Origin of the sequence: Algoriphagus yeomjeoni (genome assembly GCF_003259505.1) — a bacterium.
Taxonomy (GTDB): domain Bacteria; phylum Bacteroidota; class Bacteroidia; order Cytophagales; family Cyclobacteriaceae; genus Algoriphagus; species Algoriphagus yeomjeoni.
This window is the reverse complement of record NZ_QLLK01000006.1, coordinates 331,055-346,782: the sequence shown is the minus strand read 5'-3', so window position 1 is coordinate 346,782 and position 15,728 is coordinate 331,055. Positions and strand designations below refer to the sequence as shown.

Annotated in this window: 15 protein-coding genes; all 15 read right to left on the bottom strand. The window is 37.5% G+C overall.

The features are described from left to right. Positions 1 to 194: 194 nt before the first annotated feature. The 15 genes from LV83_RS12590 to LV83_RS12520 all read right to left on the bottom strand — a co-directional run bounded on the left by LV83_RS12590 (position 195) and on the right by LV83_RS12520 (position 15,571). Positions 195 to 1,934 (bottom strand): capsule assembly Wzi family protein, encoded by a 1,740-nt coding sequence (locus tag LV83_RS12590; RefSeq protein WP_245947048.1) that lies wholly within the window; start codon positions 1,932 to 1,934, stop codon positions 195 to 197. Then, positions 1,931 to 2,797: a glycosyltransferase family 2 protein gene (locus tag LV83_RS12585; RefSeq protein ID WP_111611878.1), complete on the bottom strand. Its 867-nt coding sequence runs from the start codon at positions 2,795 to 2,797 to the stop codon at positions 1,931 to 1,933. Before LV83_RS12585 ends, LV83_RS12590 begins: the two co-directional genes overlap by 4 nt. 2 nt (positions 2,798 to 2,799) lie before the next feature. Next, on the bottom strand, positions 2,800 to 3,555 hold the full coding sequence (locus LV83_RS12580; RefSeq protein WP_111611877.1) for a glycosyltransferase family 2 protein: 756 nt from the start codon (positions 3,553 to 3,555) through the stop codon (positions 2,800 to 2,802). Further along, on the bottom strand, positions 3,555 to 4,316 hold the full coding sequence (locus LV83_RS12575; RefSeq protein WP_111611876.1) for a glycosyltransferase family 2 protein: 762 nt from the start codon (positions 4,314 to 4,316) through the stop codon (positions 3,555 to 3,557). Before LV83_RS12575 ends, LV83_RS12580 begins: the two co-directional genes overlap by 1 nt. Continuing rightward, positions 4,298 to 5,395 carry a hypothetical protein gene (locus LV83_RS12570; RefSeq protein ID WP_146613714.1) on the bottom strand — a complete coding sequence of 366 codons (1,098 nt, stop codon included), beginning with the start codon at positions 5,393 to 5,395 and terminating at the stop codon, positions 4,298 to 4,300. Before LV83_RS12570 ends, LV83_RS12575 begins: the two co-directional genes overlap by 19 nt. 101 nt (positions 5,396 to 5,496) lie before the next feature. Then, on the bottom strand, positions 5,497 to 6,492 hold the full coding sequence (locus tag LV83_RS12565; RefSeq protein WP_158530568.1) for a glycosyltransferase family 2 protein: 996 nt from the start codon (positions 6,490 to 6,492) through the stop codon (positions 5,497 to 5,499). A 1-nt stretch (position 6,493) separates the two neighbouring features. Then, positions 6,494 to 7,585 (bottom strand): Wzz/FepE/Etk N-terminal domain-containing protein, encoded by a 1,092-nt coding sequence (locus LV83_RS12560; protein ID WP_111611873.1) that lies wholly within the window; start codon positions 7,583 to 7,585, stop codon positions 6,494 to 6,496. Positions 7,586 to 7,637: 52 nt separating this feature from the next. Beyond that, entirely contained in the window at positions 7,638 to 8,504 is an 867-nt protein-coding gene (locus tag LV83_RS12555) for a glycosyltransferase (protein WP_111611872.1), read from the bottom strand. 32 nt (positions 8,505 to 8,536) lie between these two features. Beyond that, positions 8,537 to 9,163, bottom strand: coding sequence for an acetyltransferase (locus tag LV83_RS12550; RefSeq protein ID WP_111611871.1), 627 nt, complete (start codon positions 9,161 to 9,163; stop codon positions 8,537 to 8,539). A 25-nt stretch (positions 9,164 to 9,188) separates the two neighbouring features. Beyond that, the gene (locus tag LV83_RS12545) at positions 9,189 to 10,598 is read right to left on the bottom strand and encodes a hypothetical protein (protein ID WP_111611870.1); all 1,410 of its coding nucleotides are present in this window, start codon (positions 10,596 to 10,598) and stop codon (positions 9,189 to 9,191) included. Then, positions 10,598 to 12,001: an MATE family efflux transporter gene (locus LV83_RS12540; protein WP_111611869.1), complete on the bottom strand. Its 1,404-nt coding sequence runs from the start codon at positions 11,999 to 12,001 to the stop codon at positions 10,598 to 10,600. The genes LV83_RS12545 and LV83_RS12540 overlap by 1 nt, the downstream gene beginning before the upstream one ends. A 34-nt stretch (positions 12,002 to 12,035) precedes the next feature. Continuing rightward, complete coding sequence (locus LV83_RS12535; RefSeq protein WP_111611868.1) at positions 12,036 to 12,560, bottom strand: acyltransferase; 525 nt, start codon at positions 12,558 to 12,560, stop codon at positions 12,036 to 12,038. Between the two features lie 3 nt (positions 12,561 to 12,563). Continuing rightward, entirely contained in the window at positions 12,564 to 13,259 is a 696-nt protein-coding gene (locus tag LV83_RS12530) for an acylneuraminate cytidylyltransferase family protein (protein WP_111611867.1), read from the bottom strand. Between the two features lie 19 nt (positions 13,260 to 13,278). Next, positions 13,279 to 14,733 carry an aminotransferase class I/II-fold pyridoxal phosphate-dependent enzyme gene (locus tag LV83_RS12525; RefSeq protein ID WP_111611866.1) on the bottom strand — a complete coding sequence of 485 codons (1,455 nt, stop codon included), beginning with the start codon at positions 14,731 to 14,733 and terminating at the stop codon, positions 13,279 to 13,281. Next, positions 14,723 to 15,571, bottom strand: coding sequence for a sugar phosphate isomerase/epimerase family protein (locus LV83_RS12520; protein WP_111611865.1), 849 nt, complete (start codon positions 15,569 to 15,571; stop codon positions 14,723 to 14,725). Before LV83_RS12520 ends, LV83_RS12525 begins: the two co-directional genes overlap by 11 nt. Positions 15,572 to 15,728 lie beyond the last annotated feature (157 nt).

Genomic DNA, 15,728 nt, shown 5'->3' with positions numbered 1-15,728 from the left:
CTTCGCCCTTTCAGTCCCAGAACTTAGCCTTATTCAAAGGATATGCGCTAACCCTTTAAAAACTTATGAATTCAGCTATAAAAAAACTCTTTACTTAGTCCCTAACCTTCATTCTCAAGTCAAATGAGTACCAAAGTTACTCATTAGAAACTTGATGCAAAACTAACAGAATTAGAGGGATTTCAAACAGCAAGTTATTTAGTTTGACCGATTCTATAGATCAAATTAAAACTACCGTAAAATGACAAAGGATTATATCCTGAAGGGTAATCTCCGGTACTTATCCCTTCGTTTACCCATTGATAATTGTAGCTCTTTATAAACTGAGCTTTTCCACGAAGTATCAGGTTATCCCACTTCTGATCCCATAGAAGTCCTAAGCTCAGATCAATCCAGGATTCCTTTTCTGGATTTCTAAAAAATGCTCTTGAATGAAAATCTTGATTATTTTCTAATCTTTCGATTAGAATTCCTCTTTTGTTGAAGCCAGAAACATGTGATACTTCTAAGGTCTGAACGTTGGAACCTACCCCAGAGCCTACTCCAAGCGTTTCTCCATAGTTCACAAATCCTCTCGCCAGCCCATGTGTATGCCAGGTTTGATTACCGATTAGTCCCGGATAGCGGATATACCTATTTACCGATTCTTGCTGGTGAGTCATTTCGCTGCGAACCTGTATGAATGTATTTTGAGGGCCAATAGGAAACAACTTTTGGAAGCCAACTAAATAGGCTCTTGCATGTTCGGGGTTCAATATGAATTCACGCCAGTTTAAAGCATGATCACGTCGACCATAATCTCCATATAGTTCGAAGTTTCCTTTCGGCACCAAAAGTCTAAAAAACAATGACACCTGCTGATCCAGTCCATTGCTATCATAGATTACAGAATTCCCATTTGAAAAAAACTGCTCTTTTTGAAATCCCTCAAAAATCGGGAACCAATCAACAAACCTGTTGCCTTTGTACTTGCTGTATTGCTGAAAAGTTCTGTTTAACCCTACAAATAGGTGTGGGATAAATGAAGGGTTATACGTCAAACTGAAACCATTTAAATAGCGCCAGTCACCATCAAACTTTCTGAAACGAGCGTCATTTTGACTTTGGATTTGACTTGGGGCTAGCCCACTATTTTCAAGTCTTCCCATGATAATTTGCCCCTCGAAGTTCCCCATAAAAGTCTTTAGAGGCCTCCTAGTAGCAAGACTCAAATGTGGAAATCCCTGAGCATTATCACTAAAAACCAAAGAATTAAACTGCCCAGGTCCCCACCAAATATTCTGGGTAGAAACACCTAATGCTATAGGGCCGGCTACAATATTTACACTTGACTGACCCCACCAAAACTTAGAAATAGCAGCTGCCCCAAATCGCTCAGGATTATCACCATTGTTCCAATAGAAAAACCTAGCACTGATCTCTCTGGAAGTAAAATCCTCTCCAAATCCTTGATAGGGCTTGTTCTGAGCAAATAAATATTCAGGCTGGAATTGTACTTCTAGCACGTGAAACCTGGCGTAAAATCCTGTGCTTAAAGTAGTTTGAATCCCCACATTCGGAACCATCAGTTTATTTCCCCAGCCGTATGGTCTTTTCGTATTCACCTCTGTACCAAAAAGTATAGGAAGCATACTGAATTGTACATTCTTCTTTTTTGGGACTTTAGTGCCAGCCAGGAAATGCATCACTTCCCTGGCAGCAGGCGTAGTATCTCTTGGAGAAAAATAATAAGGTCTTAATTGAAAAGAATAGGCAGAATCAAACTGTTCAAGAAGCTGCTTTCTTCTCAAAAACTCTTCTAATACAGGGGTGTCAGCATTAAGAATTTGACTAAAAGCTCCTTGGGAAACCAGGCTTAAAAGAGCAACAAGCAGGTAGCTGTGCCAAAATTTCAATTGCCTATGGTGTGAGTTTGATTTTGTAGCCTGCATCATTTTCTGCCGGGTTTTTTACCCATAAATACACTAAATGACTCCATGGCTTCGACCCATCTTAGGTTTTGTCTTATTCCAAAGAATTTCAATTTTTCAGCTATACTCACATCAGGAAGACTAAAAATCTCGACAATATCTTTCCATTGAATTCTAAACTTGCCAATAAGTTTCGCTGTAATTAGAAGCTTGCTTTGATCTTTTGGCAGACGTCCTCCAAAGCGAATGGCACGAACACGTAGCTCCTTCCAACTCGATCTTGCAGGGTGGCCAATTTTTAATTCGGGACTATATTGAATTTTAAATCCAGCATCAACAGCACGGTTACAAAACTCAGAATCACCTCCAGTAAAAAGGTTGAAATTAAACCCTCCAACACGTGCTACAACTTCCTTCCTGACAAGAAGATTTGCAGTTACCCCAAAATTATATTTGGAGACATACCTAGCGTTTGGAAAAGCAAATGCCTTTTCAAGACGCACATATTTATTATCCAAATGAGAAAAAAGCTCAATTGAGCCTGCAAAAAGATCAGCAACTCCTTCCTCGAGAAGTCTGCTCGCCTGATAAATCCAGTCATGCGCAGGGATGCAATCCGAGTCAGTGAATAGATAAGCATCCCCAGAGGCCTCAGAAAGTCCTTTATTTCTTGCTGAATAGGATCCTGGGATAGTTTGCTTCAAGTATTTAATTGGAAAGGAATACGTTTCTGAGGGAATGTGCTCATCTGAAGGATCGTTATTCACCACCAGTACTTCAAAGGAGCAAGTTGAATTTAATTGTGTATTCAAGGCGTTAAGGCATAGCTTTAAACGGGTCCAGTCCTTGAAAACAGGAATAATTACTGATATTGAATTTGAAGTCAAAACTACTTTTTGGCTTTATGGAAATAGGTCTTCAGTACTCCGAATATTGCATAGTGTGAGAAATAGTAGCAGGCCTGAAAGAGATTAAGATGCTCAAACTCCCGGTACACTCTCCATTGATATTTAGCTGCACGAAATTTATTTCCAGAAATAGAATCGTCACGTAACCTATATCTTGCTAGGGGTTGATTGATCCCGTAGGCATATGGAATCTCCTTAAGGATTTTCAGCCAAAGTGCAAAATCTTGCCTTCTGGAGATCACAGGCATGTAAGCCTTACCCAATTGAGCAGTATCATACATTGCGGTAAGGCAGCCAATGGAGCATGTTTTCAGGAGTTCCTCATGACTAACTTTAGCTGGTACTTTGTGTATACCTACCACATCATTTCCCCTGAATTTATGATACCCTGAAAATGTAAACGCATGGTTATTGTCCAGCATGAATTTCAATTGGACCTCAAGCTTATTTGGCTCCCAGAGATCATCACTATCCAAGAAAGCAATAAATCTTCCCTGAGCCATTTCAATTCCCTTGTTTCGGCTTAGCGCAGCTCCAAGATTATGCGGGTTTTCATACAGATGAATTCTGGGATCACGCTTTTCATATTTATTCAAAATATGAATTCCCTTATCTGAAGAATAGTCATCAATAAGTATCAATTCCCAATCTGTAAAGGTTTGATTCAAGACAGATTGAATCGTCTCCTCTATATGAGAATAGGCATTATGTACAGGTGTAATTATTGAAACGAGCATCAAAGATTTGAGATGGAATTAAAGCCTTTAATACTTTCTTTTACGGAGTGAATCACTGAAATGGATTTATGAGGTTTCAATAGTTGCTTTACCATAAACGCAACTCCTAGCCAAAGTTGTGGAGATTTTCCGTATAATCTACGAATCAAAGCACCTTTACTTCGGAAGTATTTCTCATCTAAAATTTTCCCTGAGCTTTCTAAAGGATGCGAGACAATATATTCAGGAATGAAATAAATATTTAGTCCGTTATTAAGTGCATCATTTAGAAAAATCATTTCCTCGCCACTTGGGTAGCTTGTTCCCAGGCCAAATCTTTCATCAAATTTAAGCCCAGCTTCTTTAAGTTTGGATAGCTTCACTACCATTTCTACCGAAGACACTTTGTAAATACTAGTTCGGTCATGCTTAAAGGCATTAGTAGCATAGTTCTTATACGGCTGACCTGATGGGGTTTGTATTTTAAAAGTAAGAATATCTGCATCTGGAAACTTTGCAAACCCAGCTTTTATCTTGCTTTGCAGGTCCTCAGAAAAAACGACATCATCATCAGCAATTAATGCGATATCAGCAGTAGAATGCTCTATTGCACGATTTCTACTTTTCGAAAGCCCACGCTCATTGAAGGAAATAAACTGAAAATCAGTACTAGACTCCTTATGCCCCGAAGCATTCTGCGAAATAACTAAAGCGGGAATATTCAAATCCCGGAATGAAGTTGGGTCTTCATTCATGGTAGAAATTAATATTTGAAAATCCATCTATATTTTGGTAGATAATGGGCCAAAGAGCTGGCCGCTATACCCAGAAACAGCAAAGTCGCAGGCAACCTGTGCCTCACAGCCCCAAGCAGGTGAAATTCAAAAAAGGATGACATCGCTAGGTAGATGCCAATGTAAAGGAACCAAATACCATAGTTTTTCCAGTACCGCACAAATAATACACTGAGGAAAAGTATAGCCAAAAGATATAGTCCATCGGCAAAATATGCGATTTTAGTCCAAAATGGTATGAAGATAAGGACAGGAAAAGGCGCTAAGAGAAACTGGAAAAACAGGCCTGGAAAACCGAGTATCAGATCAAACCAATTGCTCCAAAACACTTCTGGATAGGTCACACCACTTTCGAAGTATTCCAGACGCTGAAGATTTCTAAACAGCGCAAGACTCTTAGGGGTAATTGCGATATTCAAAATGGCCTTTGAAATCGCATTTAACCCAACAAAAACAACAGGAAATAATACGACGGTGAGTGTAATCAGTGCTTTTCTACTCAATTTCAACTGGCTCAAATAATTCAATCCTATGATAATGAAAAAATAAAGCAGTAACTGAACTCTGAGAATACCGGCAAGAACAATACCTAAGACTAGGAAAATATTCAAAATACTCTTGCGTGAAAGCCCATAGAAGAACAATCCTAAGGCCAACACAAAGTAACTCTCACGCAATGGTGTGAAGGAATATACCACAATGGAAGGAGCTAGAGCAGCAAGCACCAAAAAGAAGCGCTGCACTAGAATATCCTTTAGTTCATAGGTGCGATTAAATGCACCGGCGAGAAAGATCAATCCCAATTGGAAGAAAAAGACATTGAATAAAAAATAGTTGAAAATTGACCTAAGCGAAAGATTATAAATCGGAATTGCCAGAAACTTATAGCCGATTTTCACGCCTATGGATTGATTATCGGGGGTTCTTCCAGTCTCAAGAATAGCCGTAAATAGTTTGGTATCAGGAAAGAAGGGAATGAGTTTGATTTTGAAATCTATTAATCCAATTGCCAAATAGAAAAGTAATAGCCCCAGAAAATATACATTGATAAACTTATTGTCTTTCAATAAAACGTTCTTTGCGAAAACTGTCAATAAAAAATACAGCAGTATGAAATAGAAAGGAAGAGTGATCAGGTCCCAGAATTCAATATTTTGATAATACGCCTTCAACTATTTAGCCTCTTTGATTGGGTGAACCTAAACTTCCGGTATATTATGTAACTCAAATATTTTCTGAATCGATTTGGTACTGAAAGTACTTTATCAAAAATAGTCACCATAACAGCCAAATCTCCTTTCAAATAAGATTTCCCATTTTCTTCTGCATCCGTTTGAAACAATCGCTTCACTTCCTTTACATCTGCCGGGGTAAATACTTCTTCAAATCTGAAAAGTAGGTAAATAAAAAGCCCCTCCGACTTTATAAAATCTTGGGGCTTCAATAATGATTTCAATTTCTTGGCGTAAAGGAATCCTTGATCTAAAATAAATCGCCGCTTTTCCAGACCAATTTTAGTGTGGAATGAGGACTTCCTATAATAGGATGAATATCCATGAGAAAAGTCAATTTTGAACTTTAAAATAGGAGTACTTAATGCTCTAGCATGTAGTTCAACATCTTGGAATCTTTGCTGCGAAATGTCGAAACCTCCAATTTTTTCAAAAAAGCTTCTTTCCCAAAGCCCGCTGCTGATATGCCAAGGAATCCAATACCCCAAAAACATATCTCTATAGTTAATTGGAGACAGATTTAAGTTTAAACCACTGATGAATGGCGTGGCTTCTTTAATAGACTCTGTGAAATGAGCGGTGGAAAAAACTAAAAGATCTTCATCCCGCTTAGCGCTGTTTCTTATTTCAAGACAGTCGGTAGATAAAAGATCATCTGCATCTAAGAAAATTATATGTGTACCGGAGCATTCCTTAACCCCGTAATTTCTACATGAATTGGCGCCTTTGAGGAGATCAGCCGGTCTTTCCAAATAACGAAAACGCCCGTCAGATTGACAAAATGAATTGATTATGGCTTTAGAGTTATCCGTGGACCCGTCGTCTACTATCATGCATTCCCAATCAGGAAAAGTTTGATTTTGAACCGAAGATAGGGTCTCTTCAATATGATCCGCGTTGTTAAAACACGGAATGATGACTGATATTTTCAAATTAGGGATTTTCGCCTTGATGAATTAGAAAATATTCACGCGCAAAAACAGCGAAAATCAGAATAAGACCAAACACAAAACCTAAAGCTATTGCAAATCCTATATTCAGGTAAAGTTTTGGAGAACTTGGGCTGTTAGCTATGTAAGCAGGTTCTATAGAAGAGAAAATTGGCTTTTGACTATTCAATTTGATTTTAGCCAATTCCAGTTCCTGAGCTATGGTTCGAAATAGCTCAAACTTCAGGTTATATTCTGCATTCAAATTTTGCTCTATGGCTTTCATACTTTCCAAATACAAACCTTGGTTTCTCTCTCTGAATGTAGCTAAAGCAGATTGAGCGTCTTTAAAGCCCTTTTCACTTTTCAAGTACTGCGCATTCAAGTATTCTACCTGAGCTTCCTGTTTTTCCAACAAATATTTGGTAGCATATTCGATCAATAAGTTCTCCACCAAATGAGAAAATGCATAGGAAAGCTCTGCCTCTGGCATTTCAGTAGTAATCGTCAAAAGTCTTCCTTCCGAGCTTGCCAGGATACGCTTACCAATTTGGATAAGTGCATACTGCTCAAAAGGATCATATTGGATTCTCTTCTCGCCTATCTCCTCTTTTATCTGAGAGTCATCTACTTTGAGGGGAGCGCTGTAAAGTGTTGATGGCCTTCTCAAAACCTTATAAATACTGTTTTGAGGTCTTGTTTCCACCATATATTTGAAATAGGTGACTGAATCTTCGTATAGTTCCGATTTCAATTTGGAGTACATCAATTCCTCCAAAAAAGGCTTACTGGTCAATATCAATGGGTACAACGATGGATCTAGAGTTGCCAATTGGTTATCATTTCCACCGACAGAAATTCCAGCTGCCTGAGCCAAAGAACCAAGTCCACTAGGGGAGCTTGAGTTCTGCGCCTCCACAAGCAACACAGAAGTAGTGACGTAGGAAGGCGGAGTAGTTAAAAAATAGATAAATCCAATGATCATAAATATGACAATTGTTACGATCAGCAGATATAGCTTCATCCGAATGAGTTTGACCAGATTTACGATGGTAAAATCATGATTTTGAAGGATCTTAGTTGCTTTCTCTTTCATAAGGTAAACCTGCAATGTGCGAGAGTCATTTGATTTTGAAATGAAATGATAATCATACTCTTTCTGCTTTTTTAATCCCTAAATCTAACTTCAACATTTCTTTCATTCCTATACACTCCACATACCAAGTTGCGAAAAACAATTTTATTTTTTCAATCGCACTTAAATCAGAGTAAGTAAAAATAGAAACATGAGGCCTGATAAAATGTAAAGCGAAAAATACTTTTTGTTTAGGGGTGTAGGAATTATAAAACCTGGTGTACATCCCCCCTATTGTCCTTTTCTTTTTACGGATTAATTCAGCTATATTTTTTCTAGAAGGGTGGGAAACCACAACCTGCTCCCCGTAGGCCATTTTAAAACCGGAAGAAGTAGCTCTTTTGGTCCACTCAAAATCACCTCCTGATAGAAGGTTTTCAGAAAATGGTCCGATTCGGGTAAAAACTTCTCTTTTACAAAATAGATTGGCAGTTACACTTTGCCCTTTTTCTTCAACATTTCTTTTTTGATTGAATCCAAACTTCTTTTCATAAATGAAAGCCAAATCTGAGGCGTCTGAAGGCTTGAAAAACTCCATTCTTCCTCCGACCATATCGAATTGAAGTAAAAGATTTACACCGTTTTCTAGCCAATTTGGCGCTGGAGCGCAATCAGAATCAGTGAATGCCAAAAAATCAGAAGTAGTTTCATTGACTCCTTTATTTCTTGCTGCATAAGAACCAGGTTTAGATTCAGTGATCACTCTAGTGTTTGGAGGAAGTTCAAAATCCTGAGGCATTAAATCTGAAGGTTCATTATTGACTATCACAACTTCAAATTGAGTGCTGGAAAGCGTTTGATTCTGTAGATACTTCAAACACTCACTTAAGGTTTCCCAATCCCTGTACGTAGGTATAATGACAGAAATCTTTAAATCCATCTTTTACTAACTAGAAAAATTAGTTTTTAGCTTCATTCGGCTTTAACTCTACAGGGTACCCCAAAGGCAGTGCTCCCATCTGCAATATTCTTTGTGACAACAGAACCTGCACCAATCTTACAATTTGCGCCCACATGAACACCCGGAAGAATCACAGCACCTGCACCGATTTGCGTGAAATCACCTACGCTGGCATTTCCTAAGACCAGCGCACCAGGTCCGATTTCTACGAATTCTCCTAGGCTGACTTCATGGTGGACTTTGGCTCCTACATTAATCAAAGATCCTAAGCCAATTTTCACCTCTGGCCCAATAAATGATTGATTTAAAGCATCATATGAGCCAGATGAAGAAGTACTTATGATAGAATTTTTAGATCTAATTGGGAAGTAGATCCCTCCTATTTCTTCAAGAGACTCCATTATTTTCTTTCTAATTCGAGAATTGCCTATTCCCAAACAAAATCGAAATGACCCAGGAACTTCTCTTTTTAATTCCTCTTCGGTATGAAGAATGCGAATATTTCCCTTAAAAATTAATTTCGATATGTCTTTATCTAAGCAAATGATGTCATGATCTTTTAGCTCTGAGTCAAGAGAATTTAATTCATCAAAAACCTCCAAAGCATGTCCACCGGCCCCAGCAATAACCATTATCATCTTCAGCTATTTGAAAAATTAAAATTCAACATAATTGATCTATTACCCTTTCTAAATCAACGGGCTCTGCAACTTCCTTCTTTCCGATGTGAGCGCGAATAGAAGACAATAAATACTCAGCATTACATTCTATCCCAGCTGTTGCTTTTTGCTCATCTATCAGATGCTGATAAGTGACTTCCCCTATTTCTTCAAGTATTATACTGAATGTACCTAAGTCGGCAGCTTCGGAAATACAGCCTGAAAACTTTGATATATGAAGATCAACTTCTTTCAATAATAGAGGCAAGGGAGTTTCATTTGCTATATCCCACAGACCCTGATCGAAAATTCCCAAAGACTCTAATTTCCCAATCAAGCCCTCCTTAGAAGCTGCCTCAATCCTAGGGTGCAGGCGAATCAGCCATGCAAACTCATCCTTTGTTTGGAGTATAGTATCAATGATATAATCATCAATAATGGGACTCAAAGGCTGAAGTGTAAACAATATGGTGGGCTTGTTACATTTCAACTCATTGCTAGTATTATTCAGAAAATTATGCCAAGGATTTCCACCGATTGTAGTTTGAAAAGTAGAGTAATTAAAATTTTCCTTTAATTGTTCTTCGGACTTATGATCCCACAACCAAAACATAGCAGGAAGAATAGAGTAATCTTCCTTAAATCCAGAATATGCTGAGTGCAACACTCCTTGAGTACCATGTTGTATATCTATACATTCAATCCCTCGATTCCTTGCAGCGATCAATAAACCAAAACATGGGATATTATAATAAGATAAAAGGAAAACCTTTCGAGGTTTAGTTTGATCTAAAACCCAATCAAAACTAGCCTTCCAAATGATAACCTTTTTTAAAGTATCCTTGATTTCTTTGGTTATGGAGAAAGTTGAATTTGAAAGCTTGCTTTCCAAAAAAGATTTAAATCCTTCGAACCCGACCCATTTGGAATAATCTATGTCTTCTATTTTAACTCTACTTTCAAAATAACTGAAAATCAATTGAATATTTACCCCTCTGTTTTTGTATGTATTCCCCTGAATCTCGGGTCCATATTCCAAAGAGAGGAATCTCTTATTTTTTCCAGCTAAACTGTCTCCAATAGGATCAAAAAATTTGTTGAAGGATTCACCGTTGAAATTTTCCCTGAAATTAACACCACTAAAAAACAAGTAATCCGTCGAAGTCAATTTTACTTCTTTCAACCAAGTTTTTGATCTGATGCTTTTAGCTTTTCGAATGAGAGAATTAACCAATTCAGAACGATTGGAATTTTGCTTTTGATATCCTTTATCGCCCCAAAACACCCTTAAAAAAAGGCTGGTTTTAAGTATTGGCCAAACTTTAACTCCGTCAACGATCCAATTCTCAGTCGGATGAGTAGCCTCAAAACTATCGTAAAAACTAATGATTTCCTGTCTCTCTTTAAAATTCACTAAGCAAACCTTTTTTTGAATAAAAACCCTAAAAAGATGGATACAACTAGAACGGATAGAGAAATAACTATTTTCACCTGTATAGAAAAATCAACGATAAAATAAGCTCCTATTGTAAGTGCTATGGTCAAAAACAACCATATAAATGGATGGTAGCTAACTGGATTCACTGCCTTGATCGAAGGAATAAAGAATCCTATATAGCCCATAAATAATAAGGAAATAAAGGTGGTGTAGGCAGCCACCTCGAACCCATAAATTGGGATAAAAATGGAATTAAGAACGACATTAATAATTCCTGCTAAAAAGGTGACTTTCCAAATGATATTAGTTTTTTCTAAAAAGAACAGCTTATTGCAAGAGCCCATATACATAGGTCGGTAATTATATCCCATGATGATGATAATCCCCAAGGAATACATTTGGTCTAACCCAGGACTCTTGAGTAAAAATGAAAAAAGCTCCTTCAGCCAAATACTTACCAAAAAAGTCAGCACAAAAAAGGCGAATTGCATCCCGAAAACTAAATTTCTAGCGACTATATCTTTACCCTCCTTGAATTTTTGAGTCATCATAGGGCCTAGCGCAAATCCAGCAGCGATACCTAATTGCTGAAATATGTTACCAACCGTATAAGCGGCATTGTATTTACCTATATTATTTACTCCTACGCCCAGCACATCCATCACCAATTTGTCTGAAGAATTCAGTAAATAACTTGAGTAATAGTGTGGTACGGTAGGCAGACTGACCTTTAGCGATTGCTTGATGAGTCTCCATTTGAAATTGAAAATTGGCTTTAATCCAAATTTAAAATTAACGGGATAGTAATAAGTGGCATTAGACAGAACAGTAGCGATCAGGCTTGCCCAAAACCAGCCCATATAGCCTAATTTCAAGTACGAAATAAAATAGAGGTTTAGAAAAACAGTTAAAATCCCAAATAATGCCGTCCTCAAGGCTATTTGTAATGGCTTTTGCTTAAGCTGAAAATAGGTCATTCCTATCACTCCAACAGGCCCGAATATGACCAAGGGCGCCACATTCATTAAGGTGATCAACCACCTGTTTTCTTGAGCCTCCTCTGGTACAATCCAATAAATCAAGAAGCCCAAAAGCAAGGCATAAACAAAATTCCACAAGGTTAGAAACCCATAAATTTGCCTCCAGGCCCACTTAAATTGATTTGGTGACTTGTAGAATGTATTTACTAAAATCACTCTAAGCCCCAGAAATGCCAAGACGGCAATACTACTCGTATAGGCAGTAAGTATGCCCGCTACCCCAAAATCAACCTCAGTTAAATCTTTGGTAATAACAGGTAAGATGAAAAGTTGGGCAACTTTAGGGATCTGGGGAGCAAAACCGTAAATAACCGTGTGGCTAAATAACTTTTTGAACATATTAAAAATGTGAGCTACTTAAGAAAACTAGCACTTAATGAAATCTCCCCTCTTTCTTAAGTTTGAAGTAATGTTCTTTGTCCCTTTCCTTAAACACTTTAGCAGGATTCCCACTGGCAATTGCACAGGCAGGAATATCACTAACTACCACAGCTCCTGCTTGAATAATCGCTCCCTCATCAATAGTGACCCTTCCTAAAACAATGACATTGTTTCCTAGCCAGACATTATCTCCTATAGTCACATTCTTAACGATATATGTATTATCATAAGGGATTTTTTCTCCCTCATAATTATGGTATTTAGACAAAATCATACACGATTTCCCAGAGTGGAAATTATCTCCAATCTTCACGATCCCACCCTTAGGGATTTCAATTCCATTAAAATGACAATTGGTTCCTAAGAAAACATTTTCATTAAAAATACATTTAAAATTGACCTTCAAATCGTCACCGTAGCCCCCTAGTACTTTTTTGGCTTGCTGAGTGTGATAATTAATTCTTCTATTTTTTTGATAAACTCTGTAATGGTGGCGTATGAATTTGAAGATATTCATGAATCAATTGTTTTGAGCATCAGGTTTCTGACTCAAGAGTATTTCTGCAAGAGAAAAATCAATCAAATCATCGATATCAATGGAATTTCTTTTATCCATCAGGTATTTGCTCATATTCAGCTTTTGATAGCCTTTTTCTCTAATTCTTGCTGCATTAATCACATAGATAGCACCGTTCAATTCATAGACAATTGGGCATTCTTGTCTTCTTGTAAAAACACCAGTTTTCACTTTGCATAAGACTCCTTTTTTATCTTCTTCAAATAAGACATAGTAGGGATTGGAATCTGTTTCTTTTACCGAAACGATTAACTCTGAATCTTCTTTAATTAAAGTTAGAGCCTCTTGAATATGTGTTCCTGTTCTTAATGGAGAAGTAGGCTGCAGGACTACAACAAAATCATAAGTTACTCCTCTATCCCTATAAAAATTCAATGCATGCATTATGACTTGCTCATTGGTTGCAAAATCAGAGGAAATTTCTGCTGGCCTCAAAAAAGGTATTTCCACACCAAAACTTTTAGCAACTTCTGCAATTTCTTCAGAATCAGTCGAAACGCAGATATCAATGGAATCAGCCACCTCCTTTGCAGCCTTAATGGTATAACCGATAAGTGGTATTCCTGCTATTTCCTTAATATTTTTCTTAGGGATACCTTTTGATCCCCCTCTTGCTGGTATCAAATAAAGAATTTTCATCAATAGCTACTTGAGTACATTAAACTTGGATAGCCTCCTTTTCATCTAAAAATTCAGAAATAGTCCGACAGATATATTCTAATTCTCCTTCCATAAGGTTAACCGATGACGGTAAGCTCACTCCTCTTTTAGAAATAGATTCAGAAACCATCAATTCTTTTGAATCCCCATAAGCTTGATATGGAGGCATTTCATGCAAAGGATAAAATATGGGACGTGTTTCAATGGATTTATTGGTCATGTAATCCATGAATTCAACCCGGTCAAAAGGAGCATTATCACGAATTAAAAAAGTATAGAGCCAATAGGAATTAAAGTTTAACCCTTCGCTCTGGGGTATTTCAAAATATGGACTTTTTGATAATACAGCATTATAAGAATCTGCTGCAACTCTTTTTCGGTCCACAAAAGTCGCTAATCTTTCAAATTGGGCCACTCCAATAGCGGCTTGAAGATTTGTGAGTCGGTAGTTATACCCGACTACATCATGCCAATACCTTCTCTTTTTATTCATCCCATGATCTCGCAGTACGGTGGCCAATTCAAATACGGATTGATCTTTAAAAAGAACCATTCCTCCTTCACCTGTAGTGATTGTTTTGTTCCCAAAAAAACTATAGGTAGCTGCATCTCCAAAACTACCAACAGGTTGCCCCTGGTATTTTGACCCTAATGCTTCTGCACAATCTTCAATAACTTTAAGATTAAATTCATTCGCCAACTCCATCAATTTATTCATATCGCAGGGTTGGCCATATAAATGCACCGGCATGATTGCCTTTGTTCTATTGGTGATAGCTCGGCGAACCAATTCTGGATTCAAATTCCACGAGTTCGGATCAACATCCACCAGTACCGGTGTTGCTCCAGTATAAATAATCGCATTTATGGAAGCTGCAAAAGTTAAATCAGGTACTATTACCTCATCACCATCTCCTATACCGAGAGCCTCCATTGCCAAGTGCAATGCTACGGTTCCATTACTTACTGCTACTGAATGATATCCCCGATGATAATTTGAAAAAATAGATTCAAACTCCCTGACATACTTACCTTGGGAAGAAATCCAATTTGTTTTGATACAATCTGATACGTAGGCTAATTCATTACCTTCTAATTGAGGAGAAGCTATAGGAATCTTTCTTAGCCTATTTCTTGTAGCATAATCCACGATTGCCCCTTCATTATTAAGAAGTGGAACAATTTTGATCTTATCATTTAGGGACTCTAAAATTGCCTGGTTGGAAGCCCCCACTGGTAATGAAATGAAATTTCTATTCATAATGACGGAAATTTCCTCCTCTAAAGAAATATCCTTTAACAAGGATCTCCTTATATCTCCATCCGTAATTATTCCCACTAGTTTGGTCTCGTTGTTCACAATAAACAACACACCAGTCCCCACTTTATCCAATGATTTAAGTGCCGACCTAAGCGAATTATTCTCCGCGATTATTAACTCCTTAATTTCCAAAATTTTGTAATAATGAAATTTGTTCGTTTATCTCCTCCAGTGACTGTTTTTTCACTTCAAGTACATGAACCAGTGAAGTAAAATGACTCATATGTTTCAAGAACCAATAGTTCTTTCCAAGCGGCTGATTGTCGTCTATTTCACCATTGTTATCACTGTGGTGAATAGCTTTAATAGTATGCCTGACCTTTTCTAATTCATCTGAAAGATCCAACTGTAGCGTTTTGCTTGTGACTTTTAAATGGGCCGTATCCAATAGTAGACCAATTCTAGGATGATTAATTTCCTTGAAAAACTCATTTATTCCACCCGAATCGCAACAAAGCAATGGATTCACTCCATTATAATTGAAAGGTGCCAGGACATTGTTTTCTATCAGAAAATCAATCCCTAGGTGATCGGCATATTCCAAAATTTCCAACACAGACTCTCTGAACAACTTTTTGTGTAAAGCTTCATCGAAACCTTGTGAAAATGCAATTTTCCTTCCCAATTCTTCAGGATTTGGGTCAATACAAAAACCTGCGTGAGCTGCAAAAAACGGAGATGCACTGATTTTAGATAGCCGTAAGCCATTTTTACAATGCTCAATTGATTTCTTCCTTATTTGCTCATCCTTACTGCCCAAGTTTAGTACAAAAGGTATATCTGGCGCAGGAAAATAGTTATGTGGCATTTTACTCAACTTTGCATTCAAGTAAATCTCCTCCATATTTTGCATAAAAGGCATACCGGAACTGAATTCCAGATTGATCTGATTTTCTATGCAAATGCGAACTATTTTATCAACTGGCTGTCCTAAAAACGCCAAGGAGCTAACAAAGTAATTTTTATGCATTTCTAATACTTAGATAAGACTTCTCTAAATCCTTCCGCACATCAAAACCCTGGCACATAGTCAAATTTAATGTGGTCAAGTTATATCTATCATGAGTGAGTTGCAGCTTCTTAAAATCAGAATTCTGAGTAAAATCTAATAAATAATTTAGAAAGGT

Bases quoted from the DNA above. Each gene is read 5' to 3' on its own strand.
- LV83_RS12590 (WP_245947048.1), bottom strand. From the start codon at position 1,934: ATGATGCAGGCTACAAAATCAAACTCACACCATAGGCAATTGAAATTT.
- LV83_RS12580 (WP_111611877.1), bottom strand. From the start codon at position 3,555: ATGCTCGTTTCAATAATTACACCTGTACATAATGCCTATTCTCATATA.
- LV83_RS12575 (WP_111611876.1), bottom strand. From the start codon at position 4,316: ATGGATTTTCAAATATTAATTTCTACCATGAATGAAGACCCAACTTCA.
- LV83_RS12560 (WP_111611873.1), bottom strand. From the start codon at position 7,585: ATGAAAGAGAAAGCAACTAAGATCCTTCAAAATCATGATTTTACCATC.
- LV83_RS12555 (WP_111611872.1), bottom strand. From the start codon at position 8,504: ATGGATTTAAAGATTTCTGTCATTATACCTACGTACAGGGATTGGGAA.
- LV83_RS12550 (WP_111611871.1), bottom strand. From the start codon at position 9,163: ATGATAATGGTTATTGCTGGGGCCGGTGGACATGCTTTGGAGGTTTTT.
- LV83_RS12540 (WP_111611869.1), bottom strand. From the start codon at position 12,001: ATGTTCAAAAAGTTATTTAGCCACACGGTTATTTACGGTTTTGCTCCC.
- LV83_RS12535 (WP_111611868.1), bottom strand. From the start codon at position 12,560: ATGAATATCTTCAAATTCATACGCCACCATTACAGAGTTTATCAAAAA.
- LV83_RS12530 (WP_111611867.1), bottom strand. From the start codon at position 13,259: ATGAAAATTCTTTATTTGATACCAGCAAGAGGGGGATCAAAAGGTATC.
- LV83_RS12520 (WP_111611865.1), bottom strand. From the start codon at position 15,571: ATGCATAAAAATTACTTTGTTAGCTCCTTGGCGTTTTTAGGACAGCCA.